21 protein-coding genes and 1 pseudogene are annotated in these 20,923 nt (G+C 39.9%); all 22 read right to left on the reverse strand.

The window, feature by feature from the left end; all coding sequences use genetic code 11:
• Nucleotides 1–31 precede the first annotated feature (31 nt).
• Nucleotides 32–483: pseudogene (locus N1I87_RS09745) on the reverse strand (GNAT family N-acetyltransferase).
• Between the two features lie 145 nt (nucleotides 484–628).
• Complete coding sequence (locus N1I87_RS09750) at nucleotides 629–1,204, reverse strand: GNAT family N-acetyltransferase (protein WP_341094526.1); 576 nt, start codon at nucleotides 1,202–1,204, stop codon at nucleotides 629–631.
• A 259-nt stretch (nucleotides 1,205–1,463) separates the two neighbouring features.
• On the reverse strand, nucleotides 1,464–1,865 hold the full coding sequence (locus N1I87_RS09755; RefSeq protein WP_328202937.1) for a MaoC family dehydratase: 402 nt from the start codon (nucleotides 1,863–1,865) through the stop codon (nucleotides 1,464–1,466).
• Entirely contained in the window at nucleotides 1,862–2,311 is a 450-nt protein-coding gene (locus N1I87_RS09760) for a MaoC family dehydratase N-terminal domain-containing protein (RefSeq protein ID WP_003352844.1), read from the reverse strand. The genes N1I87_RS09755 and N1I87_RS09760 overlap by 4 nt, the downstream gene beginning before the upstream one ends.
• 19 nt (nucleotides 2,312–2,330) lie before the next feature.
• A complete protein-coding gene (locus tag N1I87_RS09765; RefSeq protein WP_270583928.1) occupies nucleotides 2,331–3,095 on the reverse strand; it encodes a beta-ketoacyl-ACP reductase in 765 nt (254 codons plus the stop codon).
• 473 nt (nucleotides 3,096–3,568) lie between these two features.
• Nucleotides 3,569–4,627 (reverse strand): zinc-dependent alcohol dehydrogenase family protein, encoded by a 1,059-nt coding sequence (locus tag N1I87_RS09770; protein WP_340396391.1) that lies wholly within the window; start codon nucleotides 4,625–4,627, stop codon nucleotides 3,569–3,571.
• Nucleotides 4,628–5,474: 847 nt separating this feature from the next.
• Complete coding sequence (locus tag N1I87_RS09775; RefSeq protein WP_341094535.1) at nucleotides 5,475–6,605, reverse strand: bifunctional cystathionine gamma-lyase/homocysteine desulfhydrase; 1,131 nt, start codon at nucleotides 6,603–6,605, stop codon at nucleotides 5,475–5,477.
• A gap of 37 nt (nucleotides 6,606–6,642) precedes the next feature.
• The gene (locus N1I87_RS09780; RefSeq protein ID WP_341101502.1) at nucleotides 6,643–7,572 is read right to left on the reverse strand and encodes a PLP-dependent cysteine synthase family protein; all 930 of its coding nucleotides are present in this window, start codon (nucleotides 7,570–7,572) and stop codon (nucleotides 6,643–6,645) included.
• A 14-nt stretch (nucleotides 7,573–7,586) separates the two neighbouring features.
• On the reverse strand, nucleotides 7,587–8,057 hold the full coding sequence (locus tag N1I87_RS09785) for an S-ribosylhomocysteine lyase (RefSeq protein WP_048623280.1): 471 nt from the start codon (nucleotides 8,055–8,057) through the stop codon (nucleotides 7,587–7,589).
• Entirely contained in the window at nucleotides 8,029–8,703 is a 675-nt protein-coding gene (locus N1I87_RS09790; RefSeq protein ID WP_340396389.1) for a class I SAM-dependent DNA methyltransferase, read from the reverse strand. The genes N1I87_RS09785 and N1I87_RS09790 overlap by 29 nt, the downstream gene beginning before the upstream one ends.
• Nucleotides 8,704–9,845: 1,142 nt before the next feature.
• A complete protein-coding gene (locus N1I87_RS09795; RefSeq protein WP_048623276.1) occupies nucleotides 9,846–10,223 on the reverse strand; it encodes an ArsR/SmtB family transcription factor in 378 nt (125 codons plus the stop codon).
• Nucleotide 10,224: 1 nt separating this feature from the next.
• Entirely contained in the window at nucleotides 10,225–10,644 is a 420-nt protein-coding gene (locus tag N1I87_RS09800) for an SRPBCC family protein (protein WP_340396388.1), read from the reverse strand.
• A gap of 575 nt (nucleotides 10,645–11,219) precedes the next feature.
• Nucleotides 11,220–12,038: an alpha/beta fold hydrolase gene (locus N1I87_RS09805; protein ID WP_341101506.1), complete on the reverse strand. Its 819-nt coding sequence runs from the start codon at nucleotides 12,036–12,038 to the stop codon at nucleotides 11,220–11,222.
• A 53-nt stretch (nucleotides 12,039–12,091) separates the two neighbouring features.
• Nucleotides 12,092–12,781, reverse strand: a complete 690-nt coding sequence (locus tag N1I87_RS09810) for an alpha/beta hydrolase (RefSeq protein ID WP_341101508.1) — start codon at nucleotides 12,779–12,781, stop codon at nucleotides 12,092–12,094.
• A gap of 263 nt (nucleotides 12,782–13,044) precedes the next feature.
• Entirely contained in the window at nucleotides 13,045–14,973 is a 1,929-nt protein-coding gene (locus N1I87_RS09815; protein ID WP_341101509.1) for a XylR N-terminal domain-containing protein, read from the reverse strand.
• Between the two features lie 11 nt (nucleotides 14,974–14,984).
• Complete coding sequence (locus N1I87_RS09820; RefSeq protein ID WP_327797694.1) at nucleotides 14,985–15,287, reverse strand: 2Fe-2S iron-sulfur cluster binding domain-containing protein; 303 nt, start codon at nucleotides 15,285–15,287, stop codon at nucleotides 14,985–14,987.
• Between the two features lie 199 nt (nucleotides 15,288–15,486).
• A complete protein-coding gene (locus N1I87_RS09825; protein WP_341101511.1) occupies nucleotides 15,487–15,918 on the reverse strand; it encodes a hypothetical protein in 432 nt (143 codons plus the stop codon).
• Between the two features lie 35 nt (nucleotides 15,919–15,953).
• Nucleotides 15,954–16,688 carry an acyl-CoA dehydrogenase family protein gene (locus N1I87_RS09830; RefSeq protein ID WP_341101513.1) on the reverse strand — a complete coding sequence of 245 codons (735 nt, stop codon included), beginning with the start codon at nucleotides 16,686–16,688 and terminating at the stop codon, nucleotides 15,954–15,956.
• A gap of 256 nt (nucleotides 16,689–16,944) precedes the next feature.
• Nucleotides 16,945–17,667: a catechol 2,3-dioxygenase gene (locus N1I87_RS09835; protein ID WP_341101514.1), complete on the reverse strand. Its 723-nt coding sequence runs from the start codon at nucleotides 17,665–17,667 to the stop codon at nucleotides 16,945–16,947.
• 4 nt (nucleotides 17,668–17,671) lie between these two features.
• A complete protein-coding gene (locus tag N1I87_RS09840; protein ID WP_341101515.1) occupies nucleotides 17,672–17,857 on the reverse strand; it encodes a VOC family protein in 186 nt (61 codons plus the stop codon).
• A gap of 561 nt (nucleotides 17,858–18,418) precedes the next feature.
• The gene (locus tag N1I87_RS09845; RefSeq protein ID WP_341101516.1) at nucleotides 18,419–19,060 is read right to left on the reverse strand and encodes an SDR family oxidoreductase; all 642 of its coding nucleotides are present in this window, start codon (nucleotides 19,058–19,060) and stop codon (nucleotides 18,419–18,421) included.
• Between the two features lie 417 nt (nucleotides 19,061–19,477).
• The gene (locus N1I87_RS09850; RefSeq protein ID WP_270584767.1) at nucleotides 19,478–20,761 is read right to left on the reverse strand and encodes an IS110 family transposase; all 1,284 of its coding nucleotides are present in this window, start codon (nucleotides 20,759–20,761) and stop codon (nucleotides 19,478–19,480) included.
• Nucleotides 20,762–20,923: the final 162 nt, after the last annotated feature.

A 20,923-nucleotide genomic window follows, 5' to 3' on the forward strand; every position in this document is an offset into this window, starting at 1 on the left:
TTTATTATCTTCCTAACAGCTCACATAGACATCACAGATCTTTTGATAAACGTATCATATCTTTGCATTGTATACCGTTTTCAAATATTTCCTCAGAATAATGTCGAATGAAGAAATCCCTATCTATTCCTGTTATTCTAAAGCCACATTTTTGACAAAGGATAAGTGGTGCTATACTTGAATTTCCGGTACCTATTTCCATAGTTTTATATCCTTGATTTTTCGCATGTTGTACAGCATGCTGGTCTAACTCTTTTCCAATCCCATTCCTTGTTTCTCTTTTTTAACGGCCATATTGACTAACTCAACTGTTCCTAGTCTTGTAGGCAATAATATATAGACTCCGATGATTTGTCCATTATCTTCTGCTACAAAGCATTGACCTCTTTTTAGATATCCCTCGACAAATTCTTTGGAAGGATCTGCTAACAATAGTAAATCCATTGGAGGGGCTTCGTTTGAATTCAATTTTCTAATCTTCACGACAATCTACCTTTCTTAAGAAGCGAAACCAAATTTTTAAGCAAGGTTACTGTGGATTCACAGTAAGAAAATTCTCATCCTTTAGATTATCAATATCGATCCCATCACAATTGATAGTTTCGGGAAAGTTTAGACTTTTCAAGAGTTAGATAATCGACTGTTTAAACGGATCTTTCTCTTGCGTTTTCCATTCTCTGGCTAACATGCTATAAACGATGTGGTCTACAAAATGGTCATAAAGCCATTCAGCCTCCCTGATCGTCCCTTCCTTAGAAAAACCTAATCTTTCTGGGATGGCTCGACTTTTGGAATTCAAAACTGCACATCTTATTTCTACTCTGTTTAATTGTAAGTCGTTGAAAATATGATGGATCATGGCTATACATGCTTTGGTCATCAAACCACGGCCTTGAAATGGTTCTCCTAACCAATATCCTATGCTTGTTTTCTTGTTGGTCCAATCAATAAAATGTAATCCGATTATCCCCGCCAACTGACCGTTGTACCAAATACCTGCATCCATTCCATTTTTTGAAGCAAATTTTTTCTTTGACGACTCAATGAAAGAAATCGTATCTTCTACCGCTTTGGTCGAGTCAACCCAAGGAAGCCATTCTCTAAGGTATGTTCTGCAAGAATCCGTGAGGTTAAATAATGGTTCGGCATCCTGTTCTTCGAGTAATTTGAGATAAGTTCGATCGTCAATTGGAAGTCTAAGCATGATCGTCCTCCACTATTTATCTGCTAATCATCTGTTAAAATGAAATTTTCTAACATTTTAACATAAAAATAGAAATGATAATGTGAAAATTCGTATTTTTTGTTGCAAGTATAATTCAGATCACATCATGAATTCTCTGCTTGTCCCCCATTTCAGCATCTCTCTTCACGATTCTTCTCGGCTCTCAAAAATGAACCGCAGTAAAAAGGGAGGCCTATTCGCAGTTTAAAAACTCTTAAATATCAGCCCTTTAGTATGTTTAATACTGAGAAAATACAACTTCTCCTTTTACCACTTCCTGCCCGTTTTGATTTATAGCTTGAACATGAAAACGCAGTTGATTCTCATTTTTTTCTTTTAGAGTAGCTTTTAAAGTAATAATATCGTTAAGAAAGACCATTCTTTTAAACCGGACCGAATAATCTTGTATAAACCCATCTTCATAATAAGGAGTAAAAAGCTTTGCGAGATTTCCCATTGTCCACATACCGTGTGCGATAATTCCCGGCAAACCGGCTTTTTTCGCTTCTTCATCAATGGTATGAATAGGATTGTAATCTCCGGAAGCCCCGGCATATTTAATTAAATCAAGCCGCGTAACGGGAGGAAGCTGTACCTCTTCCAGTGAATCTCCCACCTGCAATTTTATGAGCTCTTTCATTCGATCATCGCCTTTCTGACTGTTTCAGTTATGATGATAGTTTGTGTGGTAGTAAAAATGATTTCACCGGACGGTTCTTCTCCGTAGCCTTTTATAACCAAAAATCCTAACTGATCGTTGCTTCCTTTTTTCTCATAGTACTTTTCCACTTTCGAGTAGCAATAAATTTCTTCTTCAACAAAAAGAGGCCGCTCATAATGAAAAGTCTGCTCTCCGTGAATAAGCCCTTTGCTTGGAAGTTTCAATCCGTCCACCACACCGTAATCCAAGACCTTTGGAAACGTTGGCGGAGCGATATTGTTTTTATATCTAGATTTTTTTCCAGTTTCCTCATCCCAATAGATTGGATTTGGATCGCCTATGGCTTCTGCAAATTTTTTGACAACGCTTCTTTCAATTTTATTCTTCACCTTTTCAGAATATTTTCCGATTTGTTCCGCAAACATTTAAAGTCGCTCCTTCCTCTCAATTTTTTGGACCTCCCGCTACATATAAAACTTGGCCGTTGATAAAGGAAGAATTCTCGTCTGCAAAGAAAGCGACAGCATGCGCAATGTCGAAAGGCTTTCCGCTTCTTCCAACCGGTATTTGTGAAACGCTGTGATGAACAAATTCCTCAAATGATAAACCAAGTCGTCTTGCTGTCTCTTTTGTCATATCTGTTTCGATAAATCCAGGAGCTACCGCATTAGTCGTAATCCCAAATTTTCCAAGTTCAATAGCCAATGTTTTTGTAAACCCTTGCAGTCCCGCTTTTGCTGCGGCATAATTGGCCTGACCTCGGTTTCCGAGAGCCGAAGTGGACGAAATGTTGATGATGCGACCATATCGTTTCTCTACCATATATTTTTGAACAGCACGAGCGCAATGAAAGGATCCCTTTAAATGAACATCCATCACGGTTTCCCAATCAGAGTCTGTCATTTTGAAAAGCAGGTTATCCCGAATCACTCCTGCGTTATTGACAAGAATATCAATCGAGCCAAACGTGTCGACTGTTTTTTTCGTAAAGTCTTCCACCTGCGATGCATCAGTGACATTTGCCACTCTCGTATAAATGTCAAATCCTTTTGCTTTTAATTCAGCAGCCGTTTGACTTAACGCTTCTTCATTCAAATCCATAATGGCTACTTTTGCTCCTTCTTCGGCAAAGAGCTCAGCGATCGCTCTTCCAATTCCGCGGCTTCCCCCTGTCACAATAGCTACTCTTCCTTTAAACCTTTCACCCATTTTTTCATTCCAAGCTGCTAAAATCGTAAAAATTCGAATATGGCGATAGAACCAGCAAACATCGCCTGCCGCCGCTTTAGGATCAGGTCGGATTTTCCTTGTACTAACGAGGCTCGTCGTTTGTTGATGACATCTGTCATTTACTATTCCTTCCATCGAAAAGTACACGACGACGATTTTAGCAGCCGGGAATACACCCCCTTTGTATCATTTGATGCTGGTTCATCCAACAACATTTGTGCAAAATGTTCCATTATAACCATTCAAATTCCTGCTTGACAGATTCGATATTCCTCAACAAAATTCCTTTTTAATTCAACTGGAAATCAGATCAGCAATAAAAGTCATAGTAAAAAGATCAGATACGGATTCAATTTAATATAGTCTGTCGCTTTATAGCTCAATAGAACACTGGCAAAAGATCATCACGATCTAAATACCCTTCCGGAACGCTATCCGGAAGGGTTTTTTCATCAACGAAAGCTAGTGATGACGTTAAATCCTTTTGTTTTATATTGTGTCATATTGTCAAATACCGTGTTTACCTCTTTCAAGTGGACTTCCCGTTCGATCAATCGTTTCGGATTCAGTCGTCCGGAAGAAATCAAGCTCAGTAATCCTCGGTAGTCTGGATGAGGATTTCCGAGGCTTCCGACAAATTCAATTTCAGCTGCAGTAATGAGGTCAACAGGAAGCGAAACAAAACCTCCTTCTTCTGAGGTAGTTAACCCTACTTGAACATGTCTTCCTCCTTTTCTAAGAGACAAAACCGAATTTAACACGGTATCTTTAATCCCTAAAGCATCCAGTCCGACATGGGCACCGCCTTTTGTTACTTCTTTTATTGCTTCAGAAACGTTTTCTTTTCTGGCATTGACTGTGACAACAGCGCCTTCCTGCTTAGCAATTTCAAGTTTTTGATCATCAATATCGACTGCAATGACTTGTGCCCCTAAAGCATTAGCCACCTGAATGGCAGAAAGTCCGACCCCTCCTGCTCCATGTACAGCGACCCAATCACCAGGCTTGACATTGCCTCTTACGATACCGTGATAGCCTGTCATGTAACGGCAGCCCACTGCAGCCGCTGTCAAACTGTCTACATTGTCAGGGAGCCTGATCAGGTTAAAATCCGCGTTGCGAATTAAAATATATTCCGCATATCCGCCTTCAAGTCCAGACACCAATCCGTAAATTTGAAGATCCTCGCATAAATTCGGCACCCCTTTTTTGCAGTATTCACATCGCCCACAGGCAGAATGGAACGGAACGGTGACACGATCTCCCGGGCGAAATGACTTCACATCCTTCCCGACTTCTTCCACTATCCCTCCAAATTCATGCCCAGGAGTAATGGGTAATTCCGGAGACAAACCAATCCACGACCAATCGCCTTGCCAAGCATGCCAGTCACTGCGGCATACTCCACACGCTTCGATTTTAATCACCGCGTCTTCTGGCCCTGGTTTAGGATCCGACACAGTTTGAATTTCCAACGGTTTTTTATGATGAATAATTTTCGCTGCTTTCATCATCATTTCCCCCTTATAATGAAAGACTTGTGTATTTCTGATTTTCTCTACATTTTTGGCAATAAAGTAAATACTTCTGAATCGCTATGGATTTGGATGAGCCCATTTAATAATGGCAGAAGATAGGTCACAGGATGAGAGGCTATAACAGTGTGACATTCGAGCAATAAACATTCATTCCTGTACACGCAGGCATTTGTCTTTTCGGTCATTGTTGTACAGTGCTTTCTTTCAAGATAGATATAAGGAAACGTTTTCAAAACAGGCCGTCAATTGATGAAACCTCCGAAAATGTCAAAGCCTTCATTATCAAAAAGTGATTTTATTCTCCTAAGCATTCTACTCGTTTTTTATTAGGAGAGCATCCATACTTTTGTAATTATTTATATTTTATAGTGAAACAAAATATGAATTTTTTCTGTCTTCCGTCTTGTCCTTCATATTTATCCCTTACTTCTCGTATAATGTGCTGCCTAATTCAAAAAATATAGAAGGAATTCTCGGATTGACCCAAAATTTTAGAAAACAGAGAATGATAACTAATGTTTAGAGGATTGAAACGCGTCCTATATCTATTTATAAAAAAAGAAGGTTTCAGGATGAGGGAAGAAATCTAGAATTTGCTTGAAGTTAAGTAGGTCGGATTTTTCAAAGAGACGATTGCAGAAAGCGTTTCTTAGTATATTGGATAAGCTTTCGAGATTGCATTTACATGTGTCGACTTTCATTTTAACTGAATTCGAAATTTCCATTTGGAAAAAACACTAAAAAATCGTTTGAAAGAAAATATCCCTTGCCAGTAAGCAAGGGATATTAACCTCAATTTTTTAACGGAACTCATAGACCTTTATTGTAATGCAGCTTCTAGATCTTCAAGCAAATCCTCGATGTCTTCAATTCCGACTGAAATGCGGATCAATCCATCTTCAATGCCGAGTTCAAGGCGACGTTCGCGTGGAATCGAGGCATGCGTCATAAGTGAAGGAATCGAAATTAAACTTTCTACTGCCCCAAGACTTTCAGCCAACGTAAAGTAGCGTGTCTTTTTCAATACATCCAGCGCTTTTTCTTGAGATTCTACAGTAAAGGAAATCATTCCGCCAAATCCGGCAGATTGTGAACGGTGAATTTCGTGTCCTGGATGGGTTTCAAGACCCGGATAGTACACTTTTTCAACTTGTGGATGGTTTTGTAAAAATTCCACGATTCTTTTGGTGTTCTGTTCGATTTCCTCCATGCGGACACCTAATGTTTTGATGCCGCGCATCAGAAGCCAGCTGTCTTGTGGTCCAAGAATTCCACCTGTTGAATTCTGAATAAAATGAATATCTTCTGCCAGTTTTTCATCTTTTACAACAATCAGTCCGGCGACGACATCACTATGTCCTCCAAGATATTTGGTTGCGCTGTGAACGACGATATCAGCCCCAAGCGTCAATGGATTTTGCCAATAAGGAGTGCTGAATGTATTGTCTACGATAAACGTTAATTGATGTTCTTTCGCAATTTTACTAATGGCTTTCAAATCGGTGATTTTCAAAAGCGGATTGGTTGGCGTTTCTACATAAATCGCTTTCGTATTCGGTTGAATCGCTTCTTTCACTGCATCCAGATTACTTGTATCCACAAAAGTAACATCGATGTTGAAACGATTTAACACTTTCGTCATGACGCGGAACGTTCCACCGTACACATCATCTGTAGCAATGACGTGGTCGCCGGCGGAAAACAATTGAATGGCTGCGGTAATGGCCGCCATTCCAGAACTGAACGCAAATCCATACGTTCCTTCTTCAATATCGGCAATTAATTTTTCCAACGCTTCACGAGTCGGGTTTCCCGTTCTGGAGTATTCATATTTAAAATTACCTACTCCATCTTGTTTGTATGTGCTCACTTGATAAATAGGCGTCGAAACCGCACCAGTATACGGATCACGACTAATACCACCGTGAATAAATTTTGTTTTCTTACGCATGTTAAAACTCCTTTAAAAGAAAATAAATGAAAATCTTTTATTCATTGTTTGAAAATGAATAAATTCCACTACTTAAATAACGCTCACTGCTGTCTGGAAAAATGGTGACAATATTGGTCCCTGGTTTCGCTATTTCCGCTTCTTTCAGACTGGCTTCAAGCGCTGCACCTGAAGAGCTTCCTACAAGCAATCCTTCTTTCCGAGCTACTTCGGCCAAACGGAAAAAGGCGTCCTCATCAGGAATCGTATGAATGGCATCGAAGTACTTTTTATCGATAAACGGCGGGAGAAATTCCATGCCGATTCCTTCCGTACGATGGCTTCCGGGTTCTCCGCCATTTAGTATCGAGCCCTCCGGCTCCACAATCACCGTTTTTATTTGAGGATTTTTTTCTTTTAAATAACGAGCCGTTCCCATAAAAGTGCCGCCTGAACCGGCGCCCGCAACAAACACATCAACATGGCCGTCTAAAGCATCGTATATTTCAGGACCGAGGCTTTCATAATACGTATCAGGATTGGAAAAATTTTGAAACTGCCCCGGATAAAAAGAATTAGGCGTTGTTTCCAACAATTCTTTCGCTTTCTCAATTGCCCCTTCTATTCCAAGAGACGTAGGTGTATTGATCACTTTTGCTCCGAGAGCTCTCATCAATGTTTGCTTTTCTATACTGAATTTCTCAGGTACGACAAATATTGCTTGTACACCAAATTGAATAGCTGCGAGAGCGAGACCAATTCCAGTGTTTCCAGCAGTCGGTTCAATAATGGTCCAACCTTTTTTTAGTTTACCTTCTTGGAACGCACGCTTCAACAAATATTGCCCGAGACGATCTTTTACACTTCCGCCTGGATTGAGATATTCAAGTTTGGCAAACAGGCGTACACCTTCAGGCAAGGGATAAGAAGTGATTTCAACTAACGGTGTATTCCCAATAAGTTCAAACACATTTTTTGCGAATTTCATTTTTCATTCCCCATTTAGGCAAAAACTTGTTTCCATTCATCACGTTTCGCTAACATTTTTCTTGCAATTTCTTTTGCCCCTTCTAATGAATGGCTTGCTGCCCAGCCGCATTGAACTTCATTGCAAGCCGGAACTTCTGTTGCTTTTAAAACATCTTTAAGTGTTTTTTCAATGATATCAAGAACTTCATCATAGTCATCATGATTTATAACAGTAAAATAAAAACCCGTTTGGCATCCCATCGGACTTATATCGACTATTTTATCAGAATAGTTGCGGCTGAATTCTGCCATCATATGTTCCAAAGAATGAAGTCCTGGCATATCCATGTGTTCTTTGTTCGGTTGGCAAAAACGAATATCGTATTTGCGAATGACATCTCCATGAATCCCCTCTTTAATACCTGCCAAACGAACATAAGGGGCTTTCACTTTTGTATGATCTAAATTAAAACTTTCAACGTTCATTTTCTTTTGTTCCGTCATGTTTATCATCTCCTTTTAATTTTGCATCCATTAGCCACACAAAGCGATTTAATTGCGTAAATGAAACGTTAAAACCATTTTCCTCAAATAAATTCGTAAGTACAGGAATGGTCGTATAATATTCACGCTGCAAATCTTCAGCAAGACGATTGAAACCTTTTTTATAAGATTCCTGTATCATTTCTTGCTTACCCTCATCTGTGGCAAAAACGGTATCAGCAAATACAACACGGCCAAGCGGATTTAATCTTTGTCTGAATTTGGCAATCGCTTTTCTTTTTTCAACATCCGTTAAGTGGTGGAAAGCATACGTGCTCACAAAAGTATCGATTTTCTCTGTAACATCAAAATCAAGGAAATCACCATCTATAATTTTTACATTTGGAAGCTTATTTCGAGCGATTTTCCTCATATTGGAAGATGGTTCGATTCCAATTACATGCAAACCTTTTTGAACCAATTTAGTCGTTAAATTTCCTGTCCCAACTCCAAATTCTACAACAATACCTTTCGCTTTGTCAGCAACTGTTGAAAGAATCTCATCATATTTAGAAAATACTTCTACATATTCAGCATCTTGACCAGACACTGTTTGATCATAAGAATGGGACCATTCGTCAAATAGCTCGTTAAATTCTCTGCCCAATCCTAATTCCTCCATATCCTATAAAATAAATCCGAATAACATGTTAACACTTCCCACTTCAAAGCGCAATGAATAGATATTGGTTTATTTTTTTCCAATATTAGACTCATACAGGATTTCGTATTGTTTTATAAATATGCTGAAAGAAAGGATTTGCGATAACGGATTTAAACTCCTTTTTTAATCAATAATGGGATGGTTGAAATTTGTTTACATAATATTGTTATAGAAATCCAATAAAGTTTTCCCCACCGAAATTTCTAGACAAAAATCGAGTAGGAGGGAGCGATTAACTCCCGTCCTCTCACACCACCGTACGTACGGTTCCGTATACGGCGGTTCAATTAAGATCATTGACGCAAGTCTTTATAACTTCCGTGAATAGCTGTTCTCTTTATGCCAGTGGTCACTCCACCCTCCAAGAGGTCTCCCACGGGATTCACCGCTTCCTCCCTCAAGTGAGGTACTACGTTTTCTGTGTTCATCATGACTCACTGAATGCCAAGGGCTATTCTCTCTTAATTGTTCGGTCCTTCTTAGTTGTTCTAGACCAACTAATACTATGACCTCTGCTGACTTCTGACTGTTCAGCTATCTATCACTAGATAGGTTACCAAGGTTACTTGGCGTGCCAGCCAGACCTCCCCGGGTAAGAGTGTAATCTTTCCTTCCATCCATCTGCTTCATTTACTCTGTATCACCTTCGGCAGAAAGGGCTTTGTTTTGTCTTGCAAACTCACCCAGTGATACCTAGCCTCATATGAAGTTCGTGTTCCTCAGACCGGAAGTTTGCCGCTCGCTTCCTTCAGATTCCGCGTCACCACGGACACCCTTGCGTTAAGCTAACTGCTACTTCTGCCTTCGCAGCTCGGGACTTTCACCCTATAGATTACACCCATGCCGGGCGCACAAGAAAGCGCAACACCTCAAATGAAGTGTTGCGTTCGAATAAAGGACAGATTCAAAATAACTAGTAGCTTAAAAATAAGGACTTTCATTTTTAAATGAATTTAAAAAAACTTATAAATGAACAATTCCATCCACTAAATGCAAAGAAGGCTGACTTAAACATCGCTAAAGCAATGTTTAAGTCAGCCTTCCATTTTTTTGATCAAACATTCATTTCATGATTTCTATTTTTTCTACTCTTTAAATTCTTCTCCATCATGTTTGGATTCAACAAGTTTCAAATCACTTGCCTCGCCGTTTTCAACGTAATGTTGAAGCATTGCCATTTTATTTTCCCAAAATCGTTCATAAAAGGTCAGCCACTGTTTCAATTCAAGCAGTGGTGCAGGTTCCAGTCGATAGCGCGTCTCTCGCCCAACTTTTCTCTCTTTGACAAGACCTGCATCTGCCAAAATGCGCAAATGTTTAGAAACAGCTGTCCGACTTATTGGAAAATGTCCACTTATTACGGTAACAGGCATCTCCTTTTCAGCCAGCAATTTTAACAACTTGCGACGAGTAGGATCAGCGATGGCTTGAAAGACGTCATGTTTCGATGATAAAGCGGCCATTTCAAGCTTCGACATACGCTCCAAGAGATTTTCCAAGTCGAGACCATCCCTGATCCATCCGATCCCGTACGACCGTATGAGATTCTCCGAATTCCGTCACTTTGTTTGCGTCCCAACCAGAATGGATGAGCGTAAACTCCGTCTTGCCGTCAAGCTCTTTTAATTCGAATGTAAGGGTCCAATCTTTCCCCCAACGAAAGGACAGACGATGAGGGGGATCTATTTCCACCACTTTACAAGGAGACATGCCATAAGGGCCTGCATTTAAGTGAAATTCATGGCCTACTATAGGCTGAAAATCATTTGGCATAAACCATGCAGCAAGACCTTCCGAAGTCGAGACAGCCTCCCAAACTTTTTGAATCGGTGCGTTAAATACATAAGTATGACAAATGTCAGAAATATTTTTTTCCGTTGTCAATGCTATACCCTCCCAAAAAATTTTCTGTATGTAGTAGCATTATCTTTGCAGACTACATCTCTTTATTGACTACTTTGCGGCCTACCATCTCAGCACAATACTCAGTTACTATTCTTTTTCAATAAAAGATCCTTATCCTTATTTCAGTTGCCCCCCGTTTCAATATTCTTTCATCCTTTTTTTGAGCTGAACTTATCAATAGAGAAACGAAGACTTGTCCTTCTTATAAACGTTGCTTTCTAAATAACTATTCTTTTATTCAATCACTCCTTTTTATTATGAAACCAAATGGTTTCGTTTTATATTATATGAAACCATTTGGTTTCGTGTCAATATTCAAAATAAACTGTTTGCCAGCCTTTCCATGATAATTTCATTCACTTTGGATGTCTGTTTCTTTGTCAAAAATTGCATACAAAATCGTTTCATCCGTAAAAACCCCCTGTTCATCAGGGGGTGAAAAATACATTTCTTATATTTGTATTTTTGTTTAGTATTGCAAAGGTTTTCATCTTGTCCTATTCCTTCACTGATAATAGGCTCATTCTCCTATGGCAAATCAAATTGAAATCCGTTTATTTTTTTAAAAATTCTATCACCTGACCTATAAAAGGTTCGGTTTTCTCGATTTGCACCCAATGTCCGCAATTGGGAAAAACATGGAGTTCCGCATTCGGAATAATTTGGGATAATTTCCAGCTTGTCTTTTCTAATGGGATGACCCGATCTTCTCTTCCGTGAATCAGTAAAATCGGAATTTCTATATTTCTTAATTGATTTTCCGTAAGGGCTAAAGCATTCACATGTCTTTGCCGAGGTGCCGGAAACATAGCAGAGAACGCTTCTTGGAACCCAGGTTCTATACTGGATTCATAGCGCATTTTTACTAAATTATCATTTTCTGCCATGCTTTGATCATTGGAAAAGATCGAAATGAGCTTTTTCATGTTTTCTATGCTTGGCGTATAACCCCACACGGCATCCAATTCCGCCGTGATCGGAAATTCAATGCCGGCGCTCCCCATCAAAATGATTTTTTTGACAAGATCGGGACGTCGATTGGCAACATGCAGCGCTAAAGCACCGCCCATGGAATTACCGATAATCGACACGTTGCGAAGATTCATCGTTTCGATAAAAGCAATCATGTGTTCGACCCACAAATCCACAGAATATTGAATATTTTCCGGCCTTTCTGTGTATCCGAATCCCACGACATCAGGAGCGTACAAATGATAATGCCGGGACAGAATAGGAAATACTAACCGCCAATTCGCCCAAGCAGAGACCCCGGGGCCAGAGCCATGTATAAGAAGAAGCGGTTCTCCCTTTCCTTCTTCGTGATAATGAGTTTGAATTCCTTGAACGTCCACATATTTTCCCTTATCCATCATAATAGAATTTCCTCCATTTCGTTAGTCGATGAAATCTTCAAATAGATAAAAATTCAACGATCATTTGAGGCAATGCTGCTGGATTTGTGATTTCGACGGGCATTGAAACAATCGTAACGCAGCCATGCCACTATGTCTCGCTGGTTGTCTTGAGTGATTTCGTGTCCAGATGGATAAATCGTATATTTTACAGATCCTGCATGTTTACGCAAATAATCATAGTTTTCTTGCCCCACTTGTAATGGAAAGATAGAATCCGATTCTCCTTGAGTTAGAAACACGGATAAATGAGAGATAGACTTTATTGGATATTCTTCCTTTACAAAGGATGGTATATATCCGTTCATGGCGACCATTCCTTTCACAGCATCCCCCAGTGCCAACGCAAGAGTCATGCTTAGAATAGCTCCTTGACTGAAACCGATAAAATAGACTCTGTCAGAATCTATTGGATACTGTTGGAACGTATATTCAATAAACTCTTTAAGTTTGTCTATACTATCATCGAATAACTTACGTTCTGGATTTCCGTATTCTTTTAAATAATAGTAAGCATATCCTTCTTCATAAGGGAGATCGCCCCGAATGCCTATCAAAATAAATTCTTCTTTTAGTTCTTCCACTAACGCGAGCATGTGCTGTTCGTTATATCCTATACCGTGCAGTGCAAAAACAACTGGATATTTCTTTCCATCCTCTATGACAGAAGGGAGAAGCGTTTTATAGACATAGGTGCTGCTCATTCAAATTTACCTCCTACAATGGAATAGATTAAAAGAATAATCGCATATGGATGTCAGTCGTGGAAACAGAAACAAAAGTGTTGTCGACGGAATTCTTTGCGTTTTTTCAAGGGAATCGCAATCATCAGGAAACAAGAATGATATTCTTGAAGATATTGAGAGTCACGGAAATCATCTAGTGGACAGCTCTTTTAACGGTATTAATGTTTACTGTTCCTTCAGAGTTCTCATTCAATGATTGTCGCATCTTTTTATCATCCGTTTCAATCGCCGATCGTTTTCTCTTCCTCCGATTGAGCATTTAAATCGATGTCAAGTTCTCCCCAATAAATTAAAAACTGAAGAGATACATACAATTGATAACCGACGCTTGGGACGTTGATATCGGTTTGTAAAATATCGGTGATTTTTTGCAGTCGATAACGTAAACCACTAATGGAAAAATTCATCGCCCGGGCGGTTTTGTGCACACTACAGCCGTTGCTTAAGTAATAGTAAAGCGTTTTCGTTAATTCCATATTCCTGCTTTTATCTTGTTCCAATAACTTTCCCAGCATTTTATGAATGAATTTTTGAATAGGGTTCATATTTTTCATTTGAAACATGACTCCTTCAATTCCCAAGGAGTCAAAGAAAATGATTTTTTGATGAAGGTTCGCAGCCCTCAGCGCCGAGAGACATTCTTCATATAATTGTGGGGCCTCTTCAATTGACAGGGAAGTCGAACTGATGCCTAATTTAAATAAACGGGAAGGAAATTTTTTCTGGCAATGGTCCATTAATGTTTGACAAAATATTTCCTTTTTCATTTTGTTTTTTAATAATAGACATTCCGATAAAAGAATAATGACTTTACCTGATTTTTGGCCAAACAAGGCATTGATTCTTTGATCTTTCATAAATGCCGAAAGCTCATTAATCAATTCATCGTTAAATTCCAGTTCTTCTTTAACGGATGGCTTTTGAAGCAAACTGTGAACGGCAATCAAAAAGTATGGATCTTTTAATTGAAATCCTAAATAATAAGCCCGTTCGGTCAATTCTTCCAATGTCATCCGATTGGATAAAATATCTTCTAAAAAATGACCTTTAATTCGTTGTTCGGTATTAAAACGAGTACGTTCATTCAATAAATAAAGCGAACAAGCCAGTGCTCCATGTTCTAAAATTAACTTATCGACTTCCTGCGGCACCGTTTCGCGGTAAAGAAAAGAACAATAGCCGACAATTTTTCGATGCAGGTAAATCGGTGTAATCATCCTTTTATGCTCCGGAGAACAATTTAAAAACAAAGTTTGTTTTGAATATTTTAAACTATCTGAATATTTTTGTCTATTCTTATGAAAGCACTTCTTTAGTTTTTCAGAGAAGAGAGAAGCTTCTTGCTCCGGAATACCTGATGCAGCAATCAGTTGTACATTCACGTCTTCAATGAAAACCGGCAATTTGGAAATTTGATGAAGAACTTTGGCTATGGAAGACAAATCATGTTCCTTCAATACTTCTTCCATCAGTTTTTGATGGACCACATAAGCTCTGCTGAAATTATCTCTTTCTATTTTTAGTTTTTCAAATGTTTGATCCAGCTCACCAATAATATTATCAGCCTCATAAAATTTCAATTCGTTATCTATTTCGCCATTCCATTCTTCCACAGTCCGGCATACTGCATGACAATGTTTGTGTCCCATCGCTTTACACTCAATCTCTTTGGCGATGACTTTTTTCCCGAGAATGGTGGACAGATACCCGCTTGCATAGCCGACTAACGTGTGACAAACAGGATCGTTGCTTGGACCAAACTTTTTCAAATGTTCTTCAGCCTCATAAGAATTTTTCCAGATCGCTTCATGGTGCATCCATCCATTCGAAAAATCTGCTTCGGCAACGAGCAGCTCCGCTTCTTCCAAATAACCGTGCAGCGTATGCATTTTTGGACCGACATATAAAAGTTCCTTTTTATTATCCCAATCCATTTCCAATGCTTTCTGTGCATCCTTCACCCCGCAATGCCAGCCGTGACGCAGCAAGAATCCCTTCGTCCGTTCGAGCCCTAATGTCTTAATAAGCTCATGGCGCAGCATCCCTATGGCGGCTGTTGGAATTGTCACCATTCGTTCTTGTGGATCGTCTTGATTGTGAAGCGTAGAAATTTTATAGATTTGTGTTAAGTCCAATTCGTCCGCTTTCATGTTTTCACCACCTAAGAAGAATGAGTGAGTTTTGATAAATCGATGAGGATCTTCATATCAGAAATCGGATAAGTCTTGCACGCCAACGTATAATTCATTACTCGCTCATGATCAGGCAAGACCGTTTTAGAACTGCGCCCTCTTTTAAATTCCCCTTCTTCCACTTTAATTTTACACAAGCCGCATCCTCCGCCTTTGCAGGCATAAGGAATTTTCTTTTCCCGCTTATTGACAGCATCCAAAAGACTTTCATTCTCTTGGCATGGCAAACCAATGTGTTCTTCAATGCCATCCAAGACTTTTATAGTAAACATGGTTCATCCCCCTGTTTCAAAATCTCACGTGCTACCAACTCGCTTCATCCTACTAATTATTCCACATATGATGAATGATCTTTTAAATATGCCGTAGAATTTGTGGTGAAAAGGAAAACGGATTTTTCTTTATTTGCAAATACACTTAGAACGGATGCTTCCAAAAGGAATAACAACTTCTCCCGCTTCCGCCTCTCTCTTACCATACAGGATCGCCCGGAAGACCAAATAATGTCCTGCCATACGCAGCCATAGCATCTTCCCACAAAGAATTTGGATGCGCAGCCACCGCCATTAAATCCCTTGTGAACAACTCTACCGGATCTCCTTTAAAGATGGCATTTCCTCCAAGAGTCAACAGCGTTCTAACGGCGATATCCACCGACGTTCTCGAGACATAACCACGCCATGCGTATAACTGCTCGCGCTCCTCATCGCATATCACAGCCTTTCCCTCTTTAATACAAGCATCTAGCTTGCGAATATAATGTTCCACAGTGCCTTCGATCGTATTTAACTCTGTTTTCAACTCTGCCAATAATCGTTGGCTTCCGGCGGATTCCTTTTCCTTCGCACCCGCTTTATAAACCCGAATACGTTTTTCGGTACGCTCTTGGAAGAGAGAAATCATTCGTTCAGCACCACCCCAGGAAACTAAAGGAAAGCCTAGTAAAAAAGAGGCATAAACGGCATGCGATACACCGGATCATCCGCATCATAATCCCCTCCCGCTGGTTTCCCCGTCGCCATCACTCGACCGGCTGGCATGATGTGGTGCAATGGCTCATAAGCTCCTTCAACCAATACACCATTGCTTCCTGAACCGCGCAGACCAATAGTATCCCAATTTTCCACTATTTTTACATCAGACTTAGGAACAACCAACAAGCAGTACTCAGGACTTTCACTGTCAGGCAGCTCCATCATGGCTCCAAGCCCAATCCAATCGCTATGCAAAACACCACTGCAAAAGTTCCACTGACCGTAAAGCCTATAACCGTCACCATCCTTCTTTACACGTCCCACAGGTGCAACGACGTCCGCTAACAACCCGCCTTGTTCAAATATTTCATTCCTGCCTTCAGGAGGAAGATAAGCAACCCATACTTCATGCATGGAGTAAAAATATGTCAACCAACCAGCAGCGACACTGTACCGAGAGACCGTGCGGACAATCTCTGCGTAAGTCCGCAAGTCTACTTGTAGCCCTCCATACCGCTTTGGACGCAAAAGTTTGTGGAAATCAGCATCTTTAATCGCTTTTGGCACCTGATCTGAAAACCGGGCATTTTGCTCCGCTTCTTTTGCTTCTTGCTCTGCAAGACGCCCAATCTCCTCCGCTCTTGCAAGCAATTCGGCAGTATTCGGCTTCTCTTTTATGAATATTTTCTTTTCAACCATTTCTTTTCCTCCTCTCATTTTGGCAAAGGTCCGTTTTCTTTTCCCGGAATCGTCATGGAAGGAAGGGACCCCCTTCAGAGCCTGCCTTCCCTCTATTAGAAAAATAGAAAAAAGAGTATCGTATTCTGGATAAAAAGAAAGCGCTTTCAAAATAATTCATTATGATGCTTTTAAACATTTTGGCACCGGATTTAGAATTTTCACGTCTCAGCGACTACATTTGACCCATCGATCCATCCGCCAATTTCTCGCTTCATTAGGTAAGTGCTTTGGCAAACGACTCCGTCAGTTCTCTCCTATGATAAAAAATGCCTTGACCAATTTTATCTTCCGTCCATGTAATCGTAGGAAAATCAGGATACGTAATATAACCGCTTGCAAATGCTTCATTGCGATTTCCTGAAGGATCAAAGAAATAAGTAGTCTGTCCGCGGGTAATACCGTGACGAGTCGGTGTAACATCAAATGAGACATTATTTTTCGACAAAATGTCTGCCGCTTTTAACACATCATACCAATTGTCAACATAGAACGCGGCATGAAGCAGTTTCTTATCAGGCCCCTTAATAAAGGCAACGTCATGAGGCTTTCCATTGCTGGCGAATATAAAGCTTCCTACCATCTCTTCTCCATCAACTGTTGTGATTTGTTCACTGACAAACATACCTAAGACTTCTGTGAAAAATCTTGTTACCGTGTTAATGTCCTCACCGGTCAGGGCCAGGTGATCCAGCCGATGCGGCGCTATTCCTCTTAGTCCATCCGGCCAAGGATGAGGATTCAAAGACCCGGTTTTCGATCCAACACGCAATATGTCATAGTACAATTCCACATGATGTCCTGTTGGAAGTTCAAAACGTATCGCTTCCCCTTCTGCAAGTCTTGTTCTTTTGGAAATCCTTTTCAACGTACATCCGAATTGCTCGATCTTTTTTTCAAACTTGGATAAATCCTCTTCATTTTCCACTTTAAAAGCCAAGTGATCAAGTCTCGGGGAATCGGCCTCTTGAAGAAAGACTATGGTGATCGAATTCATCCCACGCTTTAAAGTACACTTTTCCATCACTTCTTCCCACTTCATCCAGTCCAATCACTTCCGTATAATACTTGACGGATTCTTCAAGATCCAAGACCCTTAATTCAGCACGACCTATCCGCATAACAGCCATTTTAAGCACCCCTTTTCTAAAATAAGTATAGGTTTATGTATTTATTTTAATTTTTTTATTTTCTGAATATACAGTTAATTATGCGGTTTTGATGGCTATTTTTGGATTCATTTCGTAGGAATCGTACGAAACACATTATTGCGCACTGGAACTATCACGAAGATTCAATCAATTCCTACACTACCTATCCTTTTGTTTGCCATTTGGACAACAAAGCAAGGGTTTTTGACCTTCAATCGGAAGAATGGAAGCGGAATTCAAATGGGTGGTATAAGTATAAGATGAAGGATTAGAAGGGAGATGTCAACTATTCTGAATGTAAATTAGAGATTGAATATGGATGATCATTCACAGAAACGCAAACAGCATGTCAAGGAGTTCGTAGGATTATGCAACAACAACAGTATGCTACGAAAGCTCCTTGACACTTCCGATCTTTTACAATAGAGCAATCATTCACGGATTTATCCCGTTGAGTCAGCCTTTAAAGAACCATACACGGGCATTTACGCTTAAATATCTTTACAACTGTTCAATCATGTTCCGTGTTTTCCAAATCCCTTATAACGTACGGAGTGCATCCTCTATGGATTGATCACCTGCTAGAAGTTCGAACGTTTTATTTTTGGCATTTTCCAAATCAAGACAAGAGACAATCACTTTAGCTACGTCTCCTCGTGGAATATTCCGTCCTTCCACACTTTCAAAATGATCAGCTATTTCGACTTTTCCCGTAGGTGGATCAAAACTTAGCCAACCTGGTCGGACAATCGTATATGTTAATCCACTCTCTTGTAAGTATCGATCAGCTTCCCCTTTTGCTTTAAGATATAGTTCCAAATTTGGCAAAGCATCCGGAACACCGGCTCCATAAGAACTGAGCATGATAAAATGGGAAATACCTTCTTTTTTCGCAGCGTCAACCAGGCGTTTTGCTCCTTCTTGGTCGACTGAAATGGTTTTATCCGGACCTGTTTTGGAACCGGAACCAGCTGCGAATATTACAGCATCCATCCCTTTTACAGCATAAGTCAAATCTTTTTCCAAATCAGCTACGATTGCTTCCTTTGCACCAAGTTGTTTCAAATTTTCTGCTTGAGATTCATCTCGAATCATCGCATACGCTTCATGGTTGCTTTTTCCAAGCAACTCCACGATCAATCGACCTGTATGACCATTTGCACCTGCAATAAGGACTTTCATTTTATTCCACTCCCTCAATAAAGTTTATTTTTCTCCCGAATACTCGCTTTTTCTCAAAATTTCATAGACACTTAATAGAATACACACCTCATTTAATGGATATATGTTGAATTTTTTTAAATAATTTACATGGTAGGGGGCATCCTATCAACCAAATTGTATTTATTTGGTAAAAATATGGTATAACCGTGCTTCATCATCTCCACATCACTCACGGTCGCTAACCCTCCCACATCTCTCCGGATTGAATTCCATACATTCCTTCGTCCTGCGTATCCATGAGGTGGAGGTTGGATATGCTCCTTTGCTGGGTCACATGCCCGTATGGAATAAATAAGCTCCAACTCTGCACTATTGGTGTTTGTCATTTGAGATAATTACGGTATTCTGAAATGATTTCATGAACTTAATAAAGCCTTAAGCTGCCTGTAATGAATCGATTTGAGGCAAACCTCTCAATAACTTTGAACCATCAAATTCACACTGTTTTTGACCAATGACAAATAAGACACGTAGTAATTTACAACACAAGGCAATCAGTGACTGCTGTTTCTTCAAAGGTCGATCAGGACGCTTTGTGTAGTATTGATGCAGGGCTTTAAACGTTGGATTATGGGCAACGAGTGGACGAATGGCCAAGTATAAAGCTCTTCGCAATCGACTTCGTCCTCGTTTTGTGATCTTGGTTTGCCCCTTAAACTTCCCGGAACTATGTTCACGTAATGACAGCCCTGCCAGATTTACTAATTGCTGGGGATGACTATACTTTGTTATATCCCCGACCTCAGCGAAGAATAGCGCGACTGTTGTAGGACCTAAGCCTTGAATATTGATCATTTCCTTCGCTCCAGGTATCGTTACTACAAGTGCTTCCAGATCCTTATCTAACTGTCCTAATTGCTCTTTGTATAGCTCATATTGATCGAGTAAATAATCCAATTCACGTTTAGCAAACTTGATACCAATTTGGATACCAATGCTCTTTTTCGCTGCTTCTATTAACTTTGTAGCTCGTTTGATTCCTACACCACGGTTTACTTCTTGTTTCCATTTCGCAAGAACTTCTTCTGATGTCATTTCTTTAATCTGAGAGGGGAATGGAAAGTTTCTTAATGTACAAAGAGCTGCCTTTCCTTCCCAGTCTTTAAATACATCGAAAAACTCCGGAAAGTAACGCTGGATGTGATTTTGAATACGACCTTCTGTGATCATAAGCTGCTGGATGAGCTGATCTCTTAATTTGACGCCTTCTCTTAGCTCTGCATAGATGCCATCTAAGAGATTTGGTACGGAGTATCGCCCATCTTTAATCAGCTGTGCAATCACACGTGCATCTTTCGTATCGTTTTTAGTTGGAGAGTTATCATCCAGCTCTTTAGTTTTTTTGACATGCATAGGATTGACCAAGACAAAGTCATAACCTTTAGCAGTCAAGAAATAGGCCAGACTCAGCCAGAAATGACCGGTCGGCTCAACACCAAAAATGACATGTGTTTTTTGGTGTTCCTTTTGATGCCTCGAAACCCAATCAAGCAGTTTTTGATAGCCATGTATGCGATTTTCAAAGATCAGTCTTTTTCCAAATTCGATTCCTCGATCATCCTGAGCTCGAGCGACGTGTTTGTCTTTGGCGATATCAATGCCTACAATTAATGTTGATGGTGTAATTTGCGAGATTTTACGATTTTGCGTATAATTCATCTTGAGTCCTCCTTGGTAATTATTAATTCGGGGTCAATGCATTGACACCCTGTACTATACCAAGAGGGCTCTTTTTGTTTCAAACCTCAAATTTCTTCATTACAGGAATAGCTCCTTTTTATTAAATTTTGTTTAATGAATCACCAGTTCACCATTCCGTCA

The sequence above is a fragment of the Bacillus sp. FSL W8-0102 genome, assembly GCF_038007225.1.
Lineage (GTDB): Bacteria > Bacillota > Bacilli > Bacillales > DSM-4216 > Bacillus_O > Bacillus_O smithii.